17 protein-coding genes are annotated in these 17,425 nt (G+C 66.8%); 7 read left to right on the top strand and 10 right to left on the bottom strand.

Going from position 1 to position 17,425, the window contains the following annotated elements:
- Positions 1–102: 102 nt before the first annotated feature.
- Positions 103–1,236 carry an FAD-dependent oxidoreductase gene (locus tag ACFOYU_RS26720; protein WP_377035872.1) on the top strand — a complete coding sequence of 378 codons (1,134 nt, stop codon included), beginning with the start codon at positions 103–105 and terminating at the stop codon, positions 1,234–1,236.
- On the opposite strand, the gene mmsB is transcribed toward ACFOYU_RS26720, so the two are convergent.
- From mmsB to ACFOYU_RS26745, 5 genes are all read right to left on the bottom strand, one after another.
- Positions 1,237–2,130 carry a 3-hydroxyisobutyrate dehydrogenase gene (mmsB, locus tag ACFOYU_RS26725; RefSeq protein ID WP_226738946.1) on the bottom strand — a complete coding sequence of 298 codons (894 nt, stop codon included), beginning with the start codon at positions 2,128–2,130 and terminating at the stop codon, positions 1,237–1,239.
- Positions 2,131–2,133: 3 nt separating this feature from the next.
- Positions 2,134–2,562: a DUF4267 domain-containing protein gene (locus ACFOYU_RS26730; protein WP_377035873.1), complete on the bottom strand. Its 429-nt coding sequence runs from the start codon at positions 2,560–2,562 to the stop codon at positions 2,134–2,136.
- Complete coding sequence (locus ACFOYU_RS26735) at positions 2,559–2,930, bottom strand: DUF5367 family protein (RefSeq protein ID WP_377035874.1); 372 nt, start codon at positions 2,928–2,930, stop codon at positions 2,559–2,561. Before ACFOYU_RS26735 ends, ACFOYU_RS26730 begins: the two co-directional genes overlap by 4 nt.
- Positions 2,927–4,078: an isobutyryl-CoA dehydrogenase gene (locus tag ACFOYU_RS26740; RefSeq protein ID WP_377035875.1), complete on the bottom strand. Its 1,152-nt coding sequence runs from the start codon at positions 4,076–4,078 to the stop codon at positions 2,927–2,929. Before ACFOYU_RS26740 ends, ACFOYU_RS26735 begins: the two co-directional genes overlap by 4 nt.
- 153 nt (positions 4,079–4,231) lie before the next feature.
- A complete protein-coding gene (locus ACFOYU_RS26745) occupies positions 4,232–5,728 on the bottom strand; it encodes a CoA-acylating methylmalonate-semialdehyde dehydrogenase (protein ID WP_226738956.1) in 1,497 nt (498 codons plus the stop codon).
- 127 nt (positions 5,729–5,855) lie between these two features.
- On the opposite strand from ACFOYU_RS26745, the gene ACFOYU_RS26750 reads away from it, so the two are divergent.
- The 3 genes from ACFOYU_RS26750 (at position 5,856) to ACFOYU_RS26760 (ending at position 8,356) form a co-directional block, all read left to right on the top strand.
- The gene (locus ACFOYU_RS26750) at positions 5,856–6,746 is read left to right on the top strand and encodes a LysR family transcriptional regulator (RefSeq protein WP_377035876.1); all 891 of its coding nucleotides are present in this window, start codon (positions 5,856–5,858) and stop codon (positions 6,744–6,746) included.
- 69 nt (positions 6,747–6,815) lie between these two features.
- Positions 6,816–7,787 (top strand): transaldolase, encoded by a 972-nt coding sequence (gene tal / locus ACFOYU_RS26755; RefSeq protein WP_377035877.1) that lies wholly within the window; start codon positions 6,816–6,818, stop codon positions 7,785–7,787.
- A gap of 5 nt (positions 7,788–7,792) precedes the next feature.
- Positions 7,793–8,356, top strand: a complete 564-nt coding sequence (locus tag ACFOYU_RS26760) for a cysteine hydrolase family protein (RefSeq protein WP_377035878.1) — start codon at positions 7,793–7,795, stop codon at positions 8,354–8,356.
- 72 nt (positions 8,357–8,428) lie between these two features.
- On the opposite strand, the gene ACFOYU_RS26765 is transcribed toward ACFOYU_RS26760, so the two are convergent.
- The 4 genes from ACFOYU_RS26765 to ACFOYU_RS26780 all read right to left on the bottom strand — a co-directional run bounded on the left by ACFOYU_RS26765 (position 8,429) and on the right by ACFOYU_RS26780 (position 13,420).
- Positions 8,429–8,686, bottom strand: coding sequence for a YjhX family toxin (locus ACFOYU_RS26765; RefSeq protein WP_226738964.1), 258 nt, complete (start codon positions 8,684–8,686; stop codon positions 8,429–8,431).
- 184 nt (positions 8,687–8,870) lie between these two features.
- Entirely contained in the window at positions 8,871–10,550 is a 1,680-nt protein-coding gene (locus ACFOYU_RS26770; RefSeq protein ID WP_377035879.1) for a thiamine pyrophosphate-binding protein, read from the bottom strand.
- A gap of 90 nt (positions 10,551–10,640) precedes the next feature.
- Entirely contained in the window at positions 10,641–12,194 is a 1,554-nt protein-coding gene (locus ACFOYU_RS26775) for an aldehyde dehydrogenase family protein (protein ID WP_377035880.1), read from the bottom strand.
- A 92-nt stretch (positions 12,195–12,286) separates the two neighbouring features.
- The gene (locus ACFOYU_RS26780; protein WP_226738969.1) at positions 12,287–13,420 is read right to left on the bottom strand and encodes a saccharopine dehydrogenase family protein; all 1,134 of its coding nucleotides are present in this window, start codon (positions 13,418–13,420) and stop codon (positions 12,287–12,289) included.
- A 117-nt stretch (positions 13,421–13,537) separates the two neighbouring features.
- Between ACFOYU_RS26780 and ACFOYU_RS26785 the strand changes: the two genes are divergently transcribed.
- Together ACFOYU_RS26785 and ACFOYU_RS26790 are read left to right on the top strand one after the other, a co-directional pair.
- Positions 13,538–13,966: an Lrp/AsnC family transcriptional regulator gene (locus ACFOYU_RS26785; RefSeq protein ID WP_226738972.1), complete on the top strand. Its 429-nt coding sequence runs from the start codon at positions 13,538–13,540 to the stop codon at positions 13,964–13,966.
- The gene (locus ACFOYU_RS26790) at positions 13,963–15,171 is read left to right on the top strand and encodes an FAD-binding oxidoreductase (RefSeq protein ID WP_226738975.1); all 1,209 of its coding nucleotides are present in this window, start codon (positions 13,963–13,965) and stop codon (positions 15,169–15,171) included. Before ACFOYU_RS26785 ends, ACFOYU_RS26790 begins: the two co-directional genes overlap by 4 nt.
- A 6-nt stretch (positions 15,172–15,177) precedes the next feature.
- Here ACFOYU_RS26790 and ACFOYU_RS26795 read toward each other — a convergent pair whose 3' ends face one another.
- Positions 15,178–15,900, bottom strand: a complete 723-nt coding sequence (locus ACFOYU_RS26795; protein ID WP_377035881.1) for a hypothetical protein — start codon at positions 15,898–15,900, stop codon at positions 15,178–15,180.
- Positions 15,901–16,110: 210 nt separating this feature from the next.
- Here ACFOYU_RS26795 and ugpB point away from each other — a divergent pair, with 210 nt between their 5' ends.
- Positions 16,111–17,421 (top strand): sn-glycerol-3-phosphate ABC transporter substrate-binding protein UgpB, encoded by a 1,311-nt coding sequence (gene ugpB / locus ACFOYU_RS26800; RefSeq protein ID WP_377035882.1) that lies wholly within the window; start codon positions 16,111–16,113, stop codon positions 17,419–17,421.
- The last annotated feature ends 4 nt before the right edge of the window (positions 17,422–17,425 follow it).

The following is a 17,425-nucleotide window of genomic DNA, read 5'->3' on the forward strand; positions in this document are numbered from 1 at the left end:
GGTTGAGCACTCGTAAGCCGGGAGAGTAATGGACTGAAGTGGTAAAAGCTGTAGGTGTCGTGCAACACTTCGCCCATCTTCGCTTCCGTCAAGATTGTCGGCATGATGGAACGCAACCTGCCTGAAACGTCGCAAAACCTCCTCCTCGTGGGCGGCGGCCACGCCCATGTCTTTGTGCTGGAGGCCTTTGCCCGCCGCCCCGAGCCCGGGCTGCGGCTGACCCTCGTGACGAAGGACGTGCTCACCCCCTATTCCGGCATGCTGCCGGGGCATCTCGCGGGTCTTTATGAGCGGGACGCCATGCATATCGATCTGGAGCGGCTGGTCCGGGAGAGCGGCGCCACCCTGGTGCAGGACGAGGCGATCGGCTTCGATGCCCGGAACAGGCAGGTTCGCCTGCGGAACGGCGGCGAGATCGCCTACGACCTCCTGTCCATCGATATCGGCATCACGCCCGACCTGTCGGGGATCGACGGGGCTGCGGACCATGCGCTGGCGGTGAAACCGATCGGCGACCTGCTGGAAAAGTGGGACCGGCTCGTGGCCGCCGCGGCAGGACCGGACGGTCCGCGCCGCGTCGCCATCGTCGGCGGCGGTGTTGCGGGCATCTGCCTGGCGTTCGCGGCCGCCTCGACGCTACGGAAGGTTGGAGGGGCGGGAATGCAGATCTCGGTCGTTAGCGCGGGGGCTTCGCCCGAACTGAACAGCGGGATGCAAGAGCGAATCAGGCAGGCGCTGAAGCGCCGCCGAATCGCCCTTTACGCGAATGCCGTGGCCGTCGGAGTGGACGAGCGCGGCGTCACTCTCGCCGACGGAAGCCTTGTTCCGGCCGACGCGGTTCTGGTCTCCACCGGCGCGGCGCCGCCACCGGCACTGAACGGCTCGGACCTCGCCAAGGACGAGCGCGGCTTTCTCGCCGTCGGACCGTCGCTCCAGGTGCTGAACGACAGCAGCGTCTTCGCGGCCGGCGACTGCGCCACGATGATGGTCAGCCCCCGTCCCAAGGCGGGGGTCTTTGCCGTGCGGCAGGGGCCGGTGCTCGCCCGCAACCTCAGGCGCGTCCTGCGCGGCGAGCCGCTGGAGTTCTACACGCCGCAGCACGACCACCTGATCCTGATCGGAACCGGCGACGGCCGCGCCATCGGCGGACGCGGCCGGTGGCTCTCCTTCGAGGGGCGCTGGGTCTGGCGCTGGAAGGACTGGATCGACCGGCGCTTCATGCGCCGGTTCCGGTGATCAGGCTCTCGGTTGGCCGCGGATGAAGTTGATGATTCCGGAAAAGTCGTCGCCCTCGTGTCCGGCGGCGTTGAAGAGCGCGTAGAGCTGCGCGGCCTCGGCGCCGAGCGGGGTCGTCGCGCCGGACGAAAGGGCCGCCTCCTGCGCCAGCTTCAGGTCCTTCAGCATCAGGGCGGCCGCGAAGCCCGGCTTGTAGTCGTTGTTGGCCGGTGAGGTCGGCACCGGCCCAGGCACTGGGCAATAGGTGGTCAGCGACCAGCACTGGCCCGAGGCCGTGGAGGCCACGTCGAACAGGGCCTGATGGGAGAGCCCGAGCTTCTCCGCCAGCACGAAGGCCTCCGCCACGCCGATCATCGAGATGCCGAGAATCATGTTGTTGCAGATCTTCGCCGCCTGTCCGGCACCGGCATCGCCGCAATGGACAACCTTCTTGCCCATCTGGGACAGGATCGGCTCGGCCCGCGCGAAGGCCTCCTGTGATCCGCCCGCCATGAAGGTCAGGGTCGCGGCCTTGGCGCCACCGACGCCACCGGAGACCGGCGCGTCGAGGGACTGGAGGCTTCCATCCTGTTCCCGCGCCAGGGCGTGAGCCTGCCGGGCGCTGTCCACGTCGATGGTGGAGCAGTCGATCAGGAGCGTGCCGGGACGAACCGCGGGCAGGATGCCGGTCCAGACCGACAGCACATGCTTGCCGGCGGGAAGCATGGTGACGACGACTTCCGCGTCCCGCACCGCATCGGCAGCCGAGCCGGCAATCGTCGCCCCGTCGGCCCGCGCCTGATCGCATGAGGCGGGCGAGAGATCGAAACCGATCACCTGATGTCCGGCCTTCACGAGGTTGGCGGCCATGGGGCCGCCCATGTGGCCGAGGCCGATGAAGGCGATGGTGGTCATGCGTTAGTCCTCCCGGTCGTGGTGTTTTGCTTGGGCGAGCAGCCAGGCCGCGCTGGCTGCCATGACGAAGGCGCTGCCGCCGTGCAGCAGGAGATGGCCCGGCGACTCGAGGCCACGCTCCAGGAACACGATGATCACGTCGCCGATGGGGATGAGCACCGTGACGGCCAGGATCGCGCCGATGGCTCGCCGCGTGGAGATTCGCGACAGGACGAAAAGATAGAGGCCGAGGGCGAGATCCCGCAGGCCAATGGCCGAGACGTAGGCGAGGCCCGCTTCCTCCGTCGGTCGGATGCCGAACAGGGCCGCCCCGGCCCGGGGCGCGAAGACGAAGAGAATACCGAGGAGAACGAAGACGACCGAGAGCGAGAGAACGAGCCAGGTGCTGAGCTCGCCCGAGGGCAGTCCGCGCCGCTCCCGCCCGCCGCTCATGCGCGCCGCGCCGTCCAGAGCGCCCCGACGAGCGCGAAGCCGTAGAACCAGAGCATGAGCGAGCCGAAAACCTTGTCGAGGGCGGGGTTCAGCTCGGGAAAGAACACGGCGAAGTGGGAGCCCACGGCCGCCATGATCAGCATGCCGGGAACGGCTGCGAGCACCATGGCTCTGACCGCATCCTCCGCGGGCACGCGCAGCACATGACGGCCGGTGAGGCCCAGCATCAGGCCGAGGGCTGCGCCGGCGGTGAAGTTGAGCTGGAAGGGGCGGCGGCCCTCGAGGAAGAACCCGGGGCCGGCCAGGGAAAAGAGCGCGAAGATCGCCACGGCGATGCCGAAGCCGAGACCCAGCGATCTGAAAATCATACGTTCCCCCGCCCGACGAGGTCGCGCGCCACGATGAGGCGCATGATCTCGTTGGTGCCCTCCAGGATCTGGTGGACCCGCAGGTCGCGCACGATCTTCTCGATCCCGTAATCGGCCAGGTAGCCGTAGCCGCCATGGAGCTGGAGCGCGTCGTTGGCCACCTTGAAGCCGGTATCGGTCGCCATCCGCTTCGCCATGGCGCAGAGCTTCGTCGCATCGAGCGCCTTGGCATCGAGAGCGGAGGCGGCGCGCCACAGGAAGGTGCGGGCCGCTTCCAGCTCCGTCGCCATGTCGGCCAGGCGAAACTGGAGGGCTTGGAAATCCGCGATGCGCTTGCCGAAGGCCTTGCGGTCGGCGGTGTAGGCGAGAGCCTTGTCGAGGGCCGCCTGCGCGCCGCCCAGCGAACAGGCGCCGATATTGAGACGCCCGCCGTCGAGGCCGGACATGGCGATCTTGAAGCCCATGCCCTCGTCGGAAAGGCGGTTGGCGACGGGCACGCGCACGTCCTCGAAGATCACGGCGGCCGTGGGCTGGGCGTTCCAGCCCATCTTCTTCTCCTGGGCTCCGAAGGAGAGGCCGGGGCTGTCCTTCTCGATCACGAGGGTGGAGATGCCCGAGGGCCCGCTATCGCCCGTGCGCACCATGGTCACGTAGATGTCGGAGGTGCCGGCGCCCGAGATGAACTGCTTCACGCCGTTGACGACGTAATGGTCGCCGTCGCGCACGGCGCGGGTCTTGAGCGCCGCCGCGTCCGAGCCGGAGCCGGGCTCGGTCAGGCAGTAGCTGCCGATGAGGTCCATGCTGCACAGGCCCGGGAGAAAGCGCTGGCGCTGCTCCTCGGAGCCGTAGCGGTCGATCATCCAGGCGACCATGTTGTGAATGGACAGATAGGCCGAGACGGCCGGGCAGCCGGTGGCGAGCGCCTCGAAGATGAGCGCCGCGTCGAGCCGCGTCATGCCCGATCCGCCGACATCGTCGCGGGTATAGATCGCCGCCATGCCCAGGGCTGCCGCCTCGCGCATCACGTCGACGGGAAAATGCTTGGTCTCGTCCCATTCGAGGGCATGGGGGGCGAGGTTGTCCGCCGCGAAGGCGAGGGCCATGTCGCGAACGGCGATTTGGTCTTCGGTGAGGGAGAACTGATTCATGGCGCCTAAATCGTCATGCTTGGGCGCTTTCGTGCACCCATACTTTCGATCTAGAGCTCTTTCCGCCGAAGTGGATCCGCTACGCCGGAAAATACGTCTCTAGAGCAGAAAAGGCCGGGAGCGAGAGCCCGGCCTTTCCCCATGATGTGCGAATTACTGCATCGTCGGCATGACGAACTGGGCGCCGTCCTTGATGCCGGACGGCCAGCGGGAGGTGACCGTCTTCGTCTTGGTGTAGAAGCGCACCGCATCGGGGCCGTGCTGGTTCAGGTCGCCGAAGCCCGAGGCCTTCCAGCCGCCGAAGGTGTAGTAGGCCAGCGGCACCGGGATCGGCACGTTGATGCCGACCATGCCCACATTCACCTTGGAGGCGAAGTCGCGGGCGGCGTCGCCGTCGCGGGTGTAGATCGCGACGCCATTGCCGTATTCGTGCTCGCTCGGCAGGCGCAGCGCCTCGTTGTAGTCGTTGGCGCGCACCACCGACAGGACGGGGCCGAAGATCTCTTCCTTGTAGATGCGCATGTCGGGACGAACCTCGTCGAAGAGGCAGCCGCCCATGTAGAAGCCGTTCTCGTAGCCCTGCATCTTGAAGTTACGGCCGTCCACGACGAGCTTCGCGCCTTCCTGGACGCCGAGATCCACATAGGAGCGAACCTTCTCCATGTGGGCCTTCGTGACCATCGGGCCGAAATCGGCGCTCGGATCGGTGGAAGGGCCGACCTTCAGGCTTTCCACCCGCGGGATCAGCTTGTCCATCAGGCTGTCGGCGGTGGCCTTGCCGACCGGCACGGCAACGGAGACGGCCATGCAGCGCTCGCCCGCCGAGCCGTAGCCCGCGCCGATGAGCGCGTCGACTGCCTGGTCCATGTCCGCATCGGGCATGATGATCATGTGGTTCTTGGCGCCGCCGAAGCAGTGCGCGCGCTTGCCGTTCGCGGTGGCGCGGGAATAGACGTACTGAGCGATCGGCGAGGAGCCGACGAAGCCGATGGCCTTGACGTCCTGATCGTCCAGGATCGCGTCCACCACTTCCTTGTCGCCGTTGACCACGTTGAGGATGCCGGCCGGCAGGCCCGCCTCGATCATCAGCTCGGCGAGGCGCATCGGCACACCCGGATCGCGCTCGGACGGCTTGAGGATGAAGGCGTTGCCGCAGGCGATGGCCGGGGCGAACTTCCACATCGGGATCATGGCCGGGAAGTTGAATGGGGTGATGCCGGCCACGACGCCCAGCGGCTGGCGGATCGAATACATGTCGATGCCGGGGCCGGCGCCTTCCGTGAATTCTCCCTTGAGGAGGTGCGGGATGCCGCAGGCGAACTCCACCACCTCGACGCCGCGCTGGATGTCGCCCTTCGCGTCGGGAACGGTCTTGCCGTGCTCGCGGGCGAGCAGCTCGGCGAGGGAATCGGTCTCCTTGGCGATGAGATCGAGGAACTTCATGAGCACGCGGGCGCGGCGCTGCGGATTGGTGGCGGCCCAGGCGGGCTGGGCGGCCTTGGCGTTCTCCACCGCCTCGCGCAGCTCGTCCTTCGAGGCCAGCGCGACCCGGCCGATGACCTCGCCGGTCATGGGCTGGAAGAACTCGGTCGTCCGGCCGGACTTGCCGGGAACCTGCTTGCCGCCGATGAAATGTCCGACTTCGCGCATGGCGTCTCTCCTCCTCAGGGATGTTTTGATGCTGCCCCTTCTACCATTGTCGAAAACGCACGACTATGGGTGAAACTGAGGCGGCGTTGTGCGAAAATGCCAATATGTCTTCGAAGGACTTGAACCCGTGAACGCTTTCGACTGGGACGACCTGCGCTTCTTCCTCGCCGTGGCACGGGCAGGTCGTCTCACCGTGGCCGCGCGCCGTCTGGAGGCGGATCATACCACGGTTTCGCGCCGCATCTCGGCCCTCGAGAGCGCGCTCCAGACCAAGCTCTTCGAGCGCAAGCCCCAGGGCTATGCTCTGACCGAGCAGGGGGAGCGCCTGCTCGCCAAGGCGGAAAGCATGGAGACCCAGGCGCTCGCGGTGGCGAGCGAGGTGGGGGGCTCCGATCTGGCGCTCTCCGGCACGGTCCGGATCGGTGCGCCGGACGGGTTCGGCACCTATTTCCTGGCGCCCGAACTCGGCGCGCTCGCCGAGCAGCACCCGGACCTCACGCTCCAGCTCGTCGCCCTGCCGCGCACCTTCTCGCTGTCCAAGCGCGAGGCGGACATCGCCATCACCCTCGAGCAGCCGACGGAAGGGCGGCTGGTCTCCCGGAAGCTCACGGATTACCGCCTGAGGCTCTATGCCTCGAAGGCCTATCTGGACCGGCACGGCCCCATCGAGGACCCGTCCGATCTCGCAGGCAAGACCCTCGTCACCTACGTGCCGGACCTCGTCTACAGCCCGGTGCTCGACTATTTCTCCGGCCTCGAGAAATACACCTCCCGCCGCTACGAATGCGCCAGCGTCGTAGCCCAGGTGGAGGCCGTCCGTGCGGGGGTCGGCGTCGGCGTGCTGCACGACTACGCCATCCGGCAGCTCCCGGACCTGCAGGTGGTCGTGCCCTCCCTGTCCTTCCTGCGCACCTATTGGCTCGTCATGCATGCGGAGGTGCGCAACCTGCGCCGTGTCGAGGAGGTCCACTCGTTCATCCTGGGCCGGGTCAAGGCCAACCGGACCCTGTTCCTGTGACGGGCGTTGGGCTTCACGAGACAGGCCAGACAGTCTAAAGGCTGACGCAACATTTCCACGGAGATTTCAATGTCCTCCAAGCTCGACCAACTGCGCGCCATGACGGTCGTCGTCGCCGATACGGGCGACCTCGACGCGGTGCGCCGCCTGAAACCGCAGGATTGCACCACGAACCCGACGCTGCTGCTCAAGGCCGTGGAGGCCCCGGCCTATGCGCATATCGTGGACGAGGCCCTGACCTGGGGCCGCGCCCAGGGCGGTTCGCGCGAAGGAGCGGTGGCCGCCATCTGCGACCGTCTTGCGGTCGCCTTCGGGGCGGAGCTCGCCGGCATCGTGCCTGGCCGCGTCTCGACCGAGGTGGATGCGGATCTCTCCTTCGACACGGAAGCGACAGTCGCCAAGGCCCGCGCCATCATCAAGGCCTACGAGGAGCGTGGGATCGGGCGCGAGCGCATCCTGATCAAGATCGCCTCCACCTGGGAGGGCATCCGCGCGGCCGAGGTGCTCCAGAAGGAAGGCATCGACTGCAACCTGACGCTCCTGTTCTGCCAGGCCCAGGCCCAGGCCTGCGCGGAGGCGGGCGTATTCCTCATTTCCCCCTTCGTCGGCCGCATCCTCGACTGGCACGTAAAGGCGGGCGGCGGACCCTATACGGGCGAGACGGATCCGGGCGTCCTGTCCGTGCGCAACATCTACGCCTCCTACAAGGCGCAAGGGGTGAAGACCGTGGTCATGGGCGCGTCCTTCCGCAACATCGGAGAGATCGAGGCGCTCGCCGGCTGCGACCGGCTCACCATCTCGCCCGCGCTGCTCGACGAGCTCGCCAAGGCGGAAGGCGATCTGCCGCGCAAGCTGTCGCCCGACAACGTGGAGAGGGTTCCGGCTCCCGCCCGGCTCGACGAGAAGAGCTTCCGCTTCGCCCTGAACGAGGACGCGATGGCGACCGAGAAGCTCTCGGAGGGCATCCGTCAGTTCGTGAAGGACCTGCGTTCCCTGCGCACCCTGGTGGCGCGGCGGCTCGAGGAAGCGAAGGCGGCCTGATCCCCATGTCCAAGGCTCTCCTCATCATCGACGTGCAGACGGACATCCTGAAAGTGCCGGGTGCCGTGCGCCCGGCCGTCAAGGAGCGCTTCGACCAGGTCCGCGGCAGGATCGCCGGTCTGGTGCGACAGGCGCGGGAGCGGGACGTTCCCGTCGTTTTCGTCCAGCATGACGGCGGCCCGGGACACCGTCTCGAGACCGGCACGCCGGGATGGGAGATCTGCGGCGATCTGGGCCGGACCCCGGACGACATCGTCGTCCGGAAGACGGCCTGCGACTCGTTCTACGGGACGGATCTTCAGGACGTGCTCTCGGCGCGCAGGATCGATCATCTCGTGGTGACCGGTCTCATGACGCAGTACTGCTTCGACACCACCTGCCGGCGCGCCGTCAGCCTCGGCTACGACGTGACCCTCGTGGCCGACGCCCATACGACGGCGGATACGGACAAGTTCACGGTCGAGCAGATCGTGGAGCACCACAACGCCCTGCTCGACGGATTCGATGCCGGAGCCGCCACGATCAGGGTCAAACCCGCAAGCGCCGTGGAGATGCGCCCCGAGGCTTGAGAGGATTTATGCTTCGAGGGGTTGTCGGGAGGCGGCAGAGCCGCCTCCCTTTTGCTGTCGAAGGAAAACGGCTCAACGGTTGTCGGGCCGGCTCCGCACCGCCTGCAGCCCCATGCGCGTGATGCGGTAGGGACCTCCGTTCGAGGAGGCGATCAGCCCTTTCTGACGCAGCGCCTTGAACAGCTCCAGCGTGCAGAGCGACATCAGCCAGCCCTCGCGGGTCAGGCATTCGATTTCGGAAATGCGGCCGTTCTCGTCCCTGTAATGACGAATGAGACCGCCCTGAGCGAGCACGTGGAGCACGCGCTGGCCATTGCGTGAAACGTTCACGGGAAAAACCCAAAGCTTTGTGTATCGTGTCGGAGAGAGGCGCGCACACGCGCGCTCGGCTGAACGATCAGCCGCTGCCCGCCTTCAGGTGGCGGGCCTTACCGGGACTCGGTCTCTCTGCGCATCAAAGCTCCAGGTGGATAACGGCCCCGTTATAGGAGCCGCCACATTATTCCGTCAATGCTCAGCTTTGGCTCGCCAGCGCCTTTTCGCGGATGGCCGAGAGCGACATGCTCGGCGTGATCGCCTCGGGGTCCATCAGACAGTGCAGGATGGCCGGCTTGCCGGAGGCCAGCGCCCGCTCGAGGGCGGGTGCGAAATCCTCCGTCCGCTCCACCCGCTCGCCGTGACCGCCGAAGGCCTTGGCATAGGCGGCGAAGTCCGGGTTCTTGAGCATCGTGGCCGAAACGCGGCCGGGATATTCGCGCTCCTGGTGCATGCGGATCGTGCCGTACATGCCGTTGTCGAGCAGGATCACCAGGATCGGCAGGTCGTACTGCACGGCGGTGGCGAATTCCTGCCCGTTCATGAGGAAGTCGCCGTCGCCCGCGAACACCACCACCGGGCTTTCCGGCCGAAAGCGCTTGGCGCCGACGGCGACGGGCAGGCCGTACCCCATAGAGCCGGAGGTCGGCGCGAGTTGGGTGCCGTACTTCCGGAACGGCCAGAAACGGTGGACCCAGGTGGCGAAGTTGCCAGCGCCGTTGCAGAAAATCGTCTCGGCGGGCAGCGTCTCGCGCAGATGGGCCATCACCTCGCCCATCTGGAGCGGACCGGGATGGCGGATACCCTTCGGGTCGCTCCAAGCGAGATAGCTCTCATGGGCGGCCTTCGTGCCCTCGCTCCAGGGAAGCGTGGCGGGCGGATGCACGCTCTCGAGCGCCGCCGAGAAGGCGATCGGCGAGGCATTGATGGCGAGGTGCGGCGCGTACACCCGGCCGAGCTCGCTCGGATCAGGATGAACGTGCACGAGCCTCTGCCGCGGCGAGGGAATGTCGAGGAGGGTGTAGCTCTGGCTCGGGATTTCCGAAAGGCGCCCGCCCACCATGAGGATGAGGTCGGCCTCCTTGATCCGGGCGACGAGCTTCGGGGTCACGCCGAGGCCCAGGTCGCCGATATAGGACGGATGATCGGCCGGAAAGAGCATCTGGCGGCGGAAGCTGCAGGCGACCGGCAGGTCGAAGCGCTCGGCAAAACGCATGAAGCGCTGCACAGCCGTCTCCGACCAGCGGCTCCCGCCCAGGAGAACGACAGGATTCCTGGCCCCGTGCAGCAGCTTCTGCAGCTCCGCCATCTGCCCGAGGGACGGGTGGGTCTCGATCACCTGATAGGGCGGGGCGTCCGCCACGCCGGCCACTTCCGTGAGCACGTCCTCGGGAAGGGCGATCACGACCGGGCCGGGGCGGCCGGAGGTGGCGACATGAAAGGCGCGGGAGACGATCTCGGGAAAGCGCGCCGGATCGTCGACTTCCGTGGCCCATTTGGCCAGGGGCCCGAAGGCGGCGCGGTAATCGAGCTCCTGGAAGGCCTCGCGCTCGCGCATGCCGCGCTCGATCTGGCCGACGAACAGGATCATCGGCGTCGAGTCCTGCTTGGCGATGTGAATGCCGGGCGAGGCGTTGGTGGCGCCGGGGCCGCGGGTGACGAAGCAGATGCCCGGCCGGCCGGTGAGCTTGCCGTAGCCCTCCGCCATCATGGCTGCGCCGCCTTCCTGGCGGCAGACGGTGACGTTGATGTCGGCGTCGTGGAGCGCGTCGAGCGCCGCGAGATAGCTCTCCCCCGGAACGCAGAAGATGTGATCGACTCCATGAACGAGGAGCTGATCGACAAGGATCTGACCGCCGGTGCGGGAGGGCGCTTTCATGGGAGGCTCGCGATGAAGAAAGGAAATCGGAAGGGTTGGTGAAGGGCAGGATATGCCCTTCACCCTCTCAAGGGAATGTCACCTGATCAATTACGCGTCGACGTCGAACTTCACGCCCTGGGCGAGCGGAAGGGTCGTGCCGTAATTGATGGTGTTGGTGGCGCGGCGCATGTACGCCTTCCAGGCATCGGAGCCCGCCTCGCGACCGCCGCCCGTCTCCTTCTCGCCGCCGAATGCGCCGCCGATCTCGGCACCCGAGGGGCCGATATTCACGTTGGCGATGCCGCAATCGGAGCCCGCCACCGAGATGAAGGTCTCGGCTTCGCGCATGTCGAGGGTGAAGATCGAGGAGGACAGGCCCGCTCCCACCCCATTGTGCTGCTCGATCACCTCGTCCAGGTTCGAATAGCGCATCACGTAGAGGATCGGCGCGAAGGTCTCGCGCAGGACGGGGCCGGTCTGCTCCGGCATCTCGACCAGAGCGGGACGGGCATAGTAGCCGTCGCCGAGATCCGCATCCGTGTAGCGCCCGCCGCCATGCACCGTGCCGCCGGCGGCGCGGGCCTCGTCGAGCGCCCGCTCCATGCCGTCGAAGGCGGACTTGTCGATCAGCGGGCCGACGAGAACGCCGTCCGCCCGGGGATCGCCGATCTTCACGCTGCCGTAGACCTTCTTCAGGCGCGGCACGAGCTGATCGTAGACGCTCTCATGCACGAAGAGACGGCGCAGGGTGGTGCAGCGCTGGCCCGCCGTGCCCATGGCCGCGAAGGCGATGCCGCGCAGAGCCAGATCGAGGTCGGCGGAGGGCGCGACGATCGCGGCGTTGTTGCCGCCGAGCTCCAGAATCGCACGGGCGAAACGCGCCGCGAGCTTGGGGCCGACCTGCCGGCCCATGGCGGTGGAGCCGGTGGCGGAGAGAACAGGCACGCGGTGATCCTCGACCAGGATCTCGCCGATCTCGCGGCCGCCGAGGAGAACCTCGGAGAGGCCCTCGGGCACGCCGCCGAAGCGCTTGGCGGCGCGCTCGACGATGGCCTGCGTGGCGAGCGCGGTGAGCAGGGTCTTCTCGGAGGGCTTCCACACCACGGGGTCGCCGCAGACGAAGGCGAGCGCCGCATTCCAGGACCAGACGGCCACGGGGAAGTTGAAGGCGGAGATCACGCCGCAGACGCCCAGCGGATGCCAGGTCTCCATCATGCGGTGGTCGGCGCGCTCGGTTGCGATGGTCAGGCCGTAGAGCTGGCGGGAGAGACCGACCGCGAAATCGCAGATGTCGATCATCTCCTGCACCTCGCCGAGGCCCTCGGAAATGACCTTGCCGGCTTCCAGCGTCACGAGGCGGCCGAGATCCTCCTTGGCCGCGCGCAGCTCCTCGCCGATCAGGCGCACGAACTCGCCGCGCTTCGGCGCCGGCAGCTTGCGCCAGACCTTGAAGGCGGCGTCGGCCCGGCCGATGGTGGCGCGAGCCTCGTCCGGGGTGGTCTCGCGGACATGGACGATGGTCTCGCCGGTGATCGGCGAGGTGGCCGGACGGCCGGTCGGGGCGAAGACGCTGTCCGGCACGCCGAGGCGGGACAAGATGGAGCGCGCCTCTTCCGCAACGGTCGCGGGTGTGGCGGAGACAGGCTTTAGGCTTGCGGACATGGTGGTCTCCCGGTCAGTCGAAGGGTTGCCGCCCCTCGCTCAGATCTGAAAAGCGGAACGGCGGCACGTCGTGCCGCCGTGTTTAAATGAAATCAGGCGACGGCGTCGAGGCCGATCTTCTTGCTGCCCTTGCCGCCCGTCTCCTCCAGCAGCTCGCCCGCATAGACGCGGCCGAAGCGGTTGGCCAGGAAGGTGTCGAGATCGACCTCCTCCTGACGGCGGAAGCCCTGCTGCGGCAGCTTGCCTCCGACGAGAAGGTCGAGCATGGCGCAGATGCCGGCGGCGGTCGTCACCTGAATGGCGGTGCGCTGGACGCCTGCGACCTTCTGGCCGTAGATCTTGCGGGCATAGGTCTCCTGCACGTGGCGTCCCTCGCGCTCGCCCGTCACGGTCACGAAGACGATGACCATGTCCTGCATGGTGGCCGGCACGGCATTTTCGAGGATGTCCTTGAGAACCTCGCGGCGATTGCGAAGCTGGAGGTCGTTGAGAAGGACCCGCATCAGCGCGCAATGGCCCGGATAGCGGATCGTCTTGTAGTTCAGGCTGCGCACCTGGCCGTCGAGGGTCTCGCACAGGGTGCCCAGGCCGCCCGAGGTGTTGAAGGCCTCGTAGCGGGTGCCGTCCAGGGAGAACTCCTCCAGCTCCTCCATGGCCGGGACCTCCCGGAGCTTGCCGTCGACCACGGCCTCGCAGCGCTCGATATACTCGTTGATGACGCCGTCCGTGCTCCAGGTGAGGTTATAGGAGAGCGCGTTCGAGGGGTATTGCGGCAGGGCGCCGACCCGCAGGCGGACCGTGTCGAGCTTGTCGAAGCGGCGGGCGATGTCGTGAGCCACGATGGAGATGAAGCCCGGAGCCAGGCCGCATTGCGGAATGAAGGCGGTCTTCGCGCCCTCGGCCAGCTCCTTGACCATGCGGGTCGTGGCGACGTCCTCGGTGAGGTCGAAGTAATGGACGTCGGCGAGGCGGGCGGCCTGGGCCACATGGCCGGTCAGGTGATAGGGCGCCGCGCTCAGGACGGCGTAATGCCCCTTCAGGGCCGCCTGCAGGGCCACCGCGTCGTTGAAGTCGAGCTGGATCGTCTTGATCCCATCCCGCGCCACGGCCTCCAGGGCGGCCGCGGAGCCGTCGGCGACGGTCACGGCATAGTCGCCCGTGGCATGGAGCATGTCGGCAATGGTGGAGCCGATCTTGCCGGCACCGATGACGAGGATGGAATGCATATGGATCTCCCTTTGCTGTTGGCCTGAGAAAAAGGCAGGCGGCTGCAAAACGCCATAGACAGGTTGACGAAAAGCCAAGTAGGTTTCGGCATATCGCCAGAGTCATTGAACAGATCGATGATCGACGCCACGGACCGCGCCCTGATTGCCCTCCTGCGTGAGAATGCCCGCATCGGCCACGCCGAGGCGGCCAGACGTCTGAAGTTGTCCCGGACGACCGTTCAGGCCCGGGTCGAAAGTCTGGAGCGGCGGGGGGTCATCGTCGGCTATACCGTACGGCTGGCCGAGGAGATCGGCCGGCGGATGGTGCGGGCGCACGTGACCATCGTCGTGGCGCCCAAAGCCTCCGCGGGAGTCGTCACCGCGCTCCAGCGCATGCCTGAACTGCGCGCCCTTCATTCCGTTGCGGGTGTCTTTGATCTTCTGGCAGTGGTAGAGGCCGAAGACGTCCCCTCCCTCGATGCCGCCATCGACAAGATCGGCGCGGTCGAGGGCGTGGAGCGCACCCAGTCCTCGATCATCCTCTCAACGAAATTCGAACGATGATTTCCAACGCCTCCTCCTCAGCCGATGTCGTCATCGTCGGCGGTGCCGTCATGGGCTCGTCGACGGCCTATCACCTGCTGGCCGACCCGGGCTTCAAGGGGCGGGTCGTCGTCGTCGAGAAGGATCCGACCTACCAGCTCTCGGCCTCCGCCCTCTCGGCCGCTTCGATCCGCCAGCAATATTCCAGCGCGGTGAACATCAGGATCTCGCTTTACGGGATCCAGTTCCTGCGCAGCATCGGCGACCGCCTCGCGGTCGACGGCGAGCGGCCGGAGATCGACCTCAAGGAGGGAGGCTATCTCTACTGCGCCACGGAGGCAGGCGCGGCGACGCTCGCCGAGAACCAGGCGCTCCAGGCGGCGGAGGGCGCGGATATCCTTTACATGGACGCCGCCGCCCTGAAGGCGCGCTTCCCCTGGCTCAATGTCGAGGATCTGAAGGCCGGCACCTGGGGCCGCACGGGCGAGGGCTGGTTCGACGGCTGGGGTCTCCTGCAGGCCTTCCGCAAGAAGGCCCGCTCCCTGGGGGCGGAATACGTGAGGGGCGAGGTGGTCGAGGTCGAGCGGGAGGGCAACCGGATCGTGGCCGTGCGCCTCGCGGACGGCACCCGCATCGCCTGCGGCGCACTCGTCAACTGCGCCGGGTCCGGCGGCAGGGCGCTCGCGGCAAAGGCGGGGCTCGACATCCCCGTCCAGGCGAAACGCCGTTACGTCTTCACCTTCACCTGTCGCGACAGGGTCGAGAACTGTCCGCTGCTCATCGATACCTCGGGGGCCTATGTGCGTCCGGAAGGCGAGGGCAACTTCATCTGCGGCGCGTCGCCCGAGGCCGATCTCGATCCGGACTGGAGGGACGAGGATCCTGCGACCCAGGAGATCGACTTCTCCTTCTTCGAGGAATTCATCTGGCCCGCCCTGGCCCACCGCGTCCCCGCCTTCGAGGCGATCAAGCCGGGCCGCGCCTGGTCGGGGCCCTACGACATGTGCCTTCTCGACCACAACGCCATCATCGGCAGGGCCGGCGAGATCGAGAACCTCTATCTGTGCAACGGGTTCTCGGGCCATGGCCTGCAGCAGGCGCCTGCGGTCGGCCGGGGCCTCTCGGAGCTGATCGTCCACGGAGGCTACCGGAGCCTGGACCTGTCCGAGCTCGCCTATGAGCGGGTGGTCGCCAACCGTCCGCTCCTGGAGCGCAACGTCATCTGAGCGGACCTAGAGGGAGCTGTCCTCGACCGAGCCGTAGGCCCAGACGCGGCCGCCCCGGTTCATGTGGCGCTGAAGAAAACCCGTCTGGGCTGCCGGCGGTTGAGAGCGGACGCCGAGCTCGTTGACGCCCTCCCAGTCTGCCCGCTCGTCACCGCGGCGGGCTCCGGTGGCCGTGGTCGTGCTCTGGCCCATTCCCGGCTGTGCGGTCTCGTCCGTCCGGAGGTCGGCCGTGCCGAGATCGTCCGCGGCCTCCGACATCAGGCCCATGCCCGGCAGGGCGCTCGTGTTGGTCGTGCCCGCGGTGGAGCCTCCGGTGATCCCGGCGGCGAGGGGGGCGCCCGCATCCGCCGTCGGCATGTCGGAGCCCTGCGACTGCATCCGATCCCGGCTGTCCCGATCGAGATCCACAGGATCGAACATCTCGAGGACGCGGGCGGCCTCCTCGAGGTTGTCCCGGTCGACCTGTGCGGCAATGAGGGCGCAGCCCTTGCGCAGCCCCTCCTCGAAGACGCGAAGGTCGTCCGGCGGCAGGTTCAGGTCGTGGAGGGCCGCCTGGGCGTCGTCGCGGGCCGACAGGGTGCGGAAACCGGAAATCGCCGAGACCTCCCGGGCATCCTCCGATCCGACGGCGACGATGCGGTTTTGGGCGATCCCCATCTCAATCAGCGCCTGCAAGCCCTGGCGCGCCTGGGCGGCATTCTCGAACAGGGCCGTGATCATCTGGGGCATGGGACTCTCTTCCGTTGGGATATAGGATCTCAACGATCTGCCGCTCGGGCCTGTTCCCGCCCGGGCGTTAAGCCTGCTCAACGAAAGGGCTTCCATTTTGGAGCCGGCTATGATTGTCATGTTTCCGTCATGGAAATGTCATCCAGCCTTTGCGCAGGGGTGATGAACGACAAGAACATCCCGGACGGGATGACTATGGGAGAGATTGGAATGAAGAATAAGTCCTTCCTCGCCGCCCTGGCCCTCGGCCTTGCGACGAGCACGTCTGCTTTCGCTCAGACGGAGATCCAGTGGTGGCACGCCATGACGGGTGCCAATAACGAGGTCGTGAACAAGCTGGCCGAGGAGTTCAACGCCTCCCAGAAGGATTACACGGTCGTCGTCAGCTACAAGGGCAACTACGCCGACACCATGAATGCCGGCATCGCCGCGTTCCGTGCGGGCAACGCCCCCCACATCCTGCAGGTCTTCGAGGTCGGCACCGCGACGATGATGGGCGCCAAGGGCGCCGTCAAGCCGGTCCACGAGCTGATGAAGGAAGCGGGCGAGAAGTTCGATCCGCAGGCCTACCTGCCGACGATCACCGGCTACTACTCGACCTCTCAGGGCGAGATGCTCTCGTTCCCGTTCAACTCCTCCTCCATGGTGATGTGGATCAACCGGGACGCCCTGAAGAAGGCCGGCGTCAACGAAATTCCGAAGACCTGGCCTGAGGTGTTCGATGCGGCCAAGAAGCTCAAGGCTGCCGGCCACGACACCTGCGGCTTCAGCAACGCCTGGGCTTCCTGGGCCCATATCGAGCAGTTCTCCGCCTGGCACAACGTGCCGCTGGCCACGAAGGCCAACGGCCTCGACGGCTTCGATACCGAGCTGAAGTTCAACTCGCCCCTGCACGTGAAGCACCTGCAGAACCTCGTCGACCTGCAGAAGGACAAGACCTACGATTACTCGGGCCGCGACAGCCGCTCCGAGGGTCGCTTCACCTCGGGCGAATGCGCGATCTTCCTGACCTCGTCGGGCTTCTACGGCAACGTGAAGGCCAACGCGAAGTTCGACTTCACGTCGGCGCCGATGCCGTATTATCCGGACGTCCAGGGCGCTCCGCAGAACTCCATCATCGGCGGCGCGTCGCTGTGGGTCATGGGCGGCAAGAAGGCCGATGAGTACAAGGGCGTCGCCAAGTTCCTCGCCTTCCTGTCGGACACCGACCGTCAGGCCAAGCTGCACCAGGAGTCGGGCTATCTGCCGATCACCAAGGCAGCCTACGAGAAGACCAAGGCGTCCGGCTTCTACGAGAAGAACCCGGTCCTCCAGACGCCCCTGATCGAGCTGACCAATAAGGAGCCGACCGAGAATTCCCGCGGTCTGCGCCTCGGCAACATGGTCCAGATGCGCGACATGTGGTCTGAGGAAATCGAAGCTGCCCTCGCCGGCAAGAAGTCGGCCAAGGAAGCCCTCGATTCCGCCGTCAACCGCGGCAACCAGCTCCTGCGTCAGTTCGAGCGCACCGTCAGCCGCTAAAAGC

Source organism: Microvirga sp. GCM10011540 (assembly GCF_042650665.1).
Classification (GTDB): Bacteria; Pseudomonadota; Alphaproteobacteria; order Rhizobiales; family Beijerinckiaceae; genus Microvirga; species Microvirga lenta.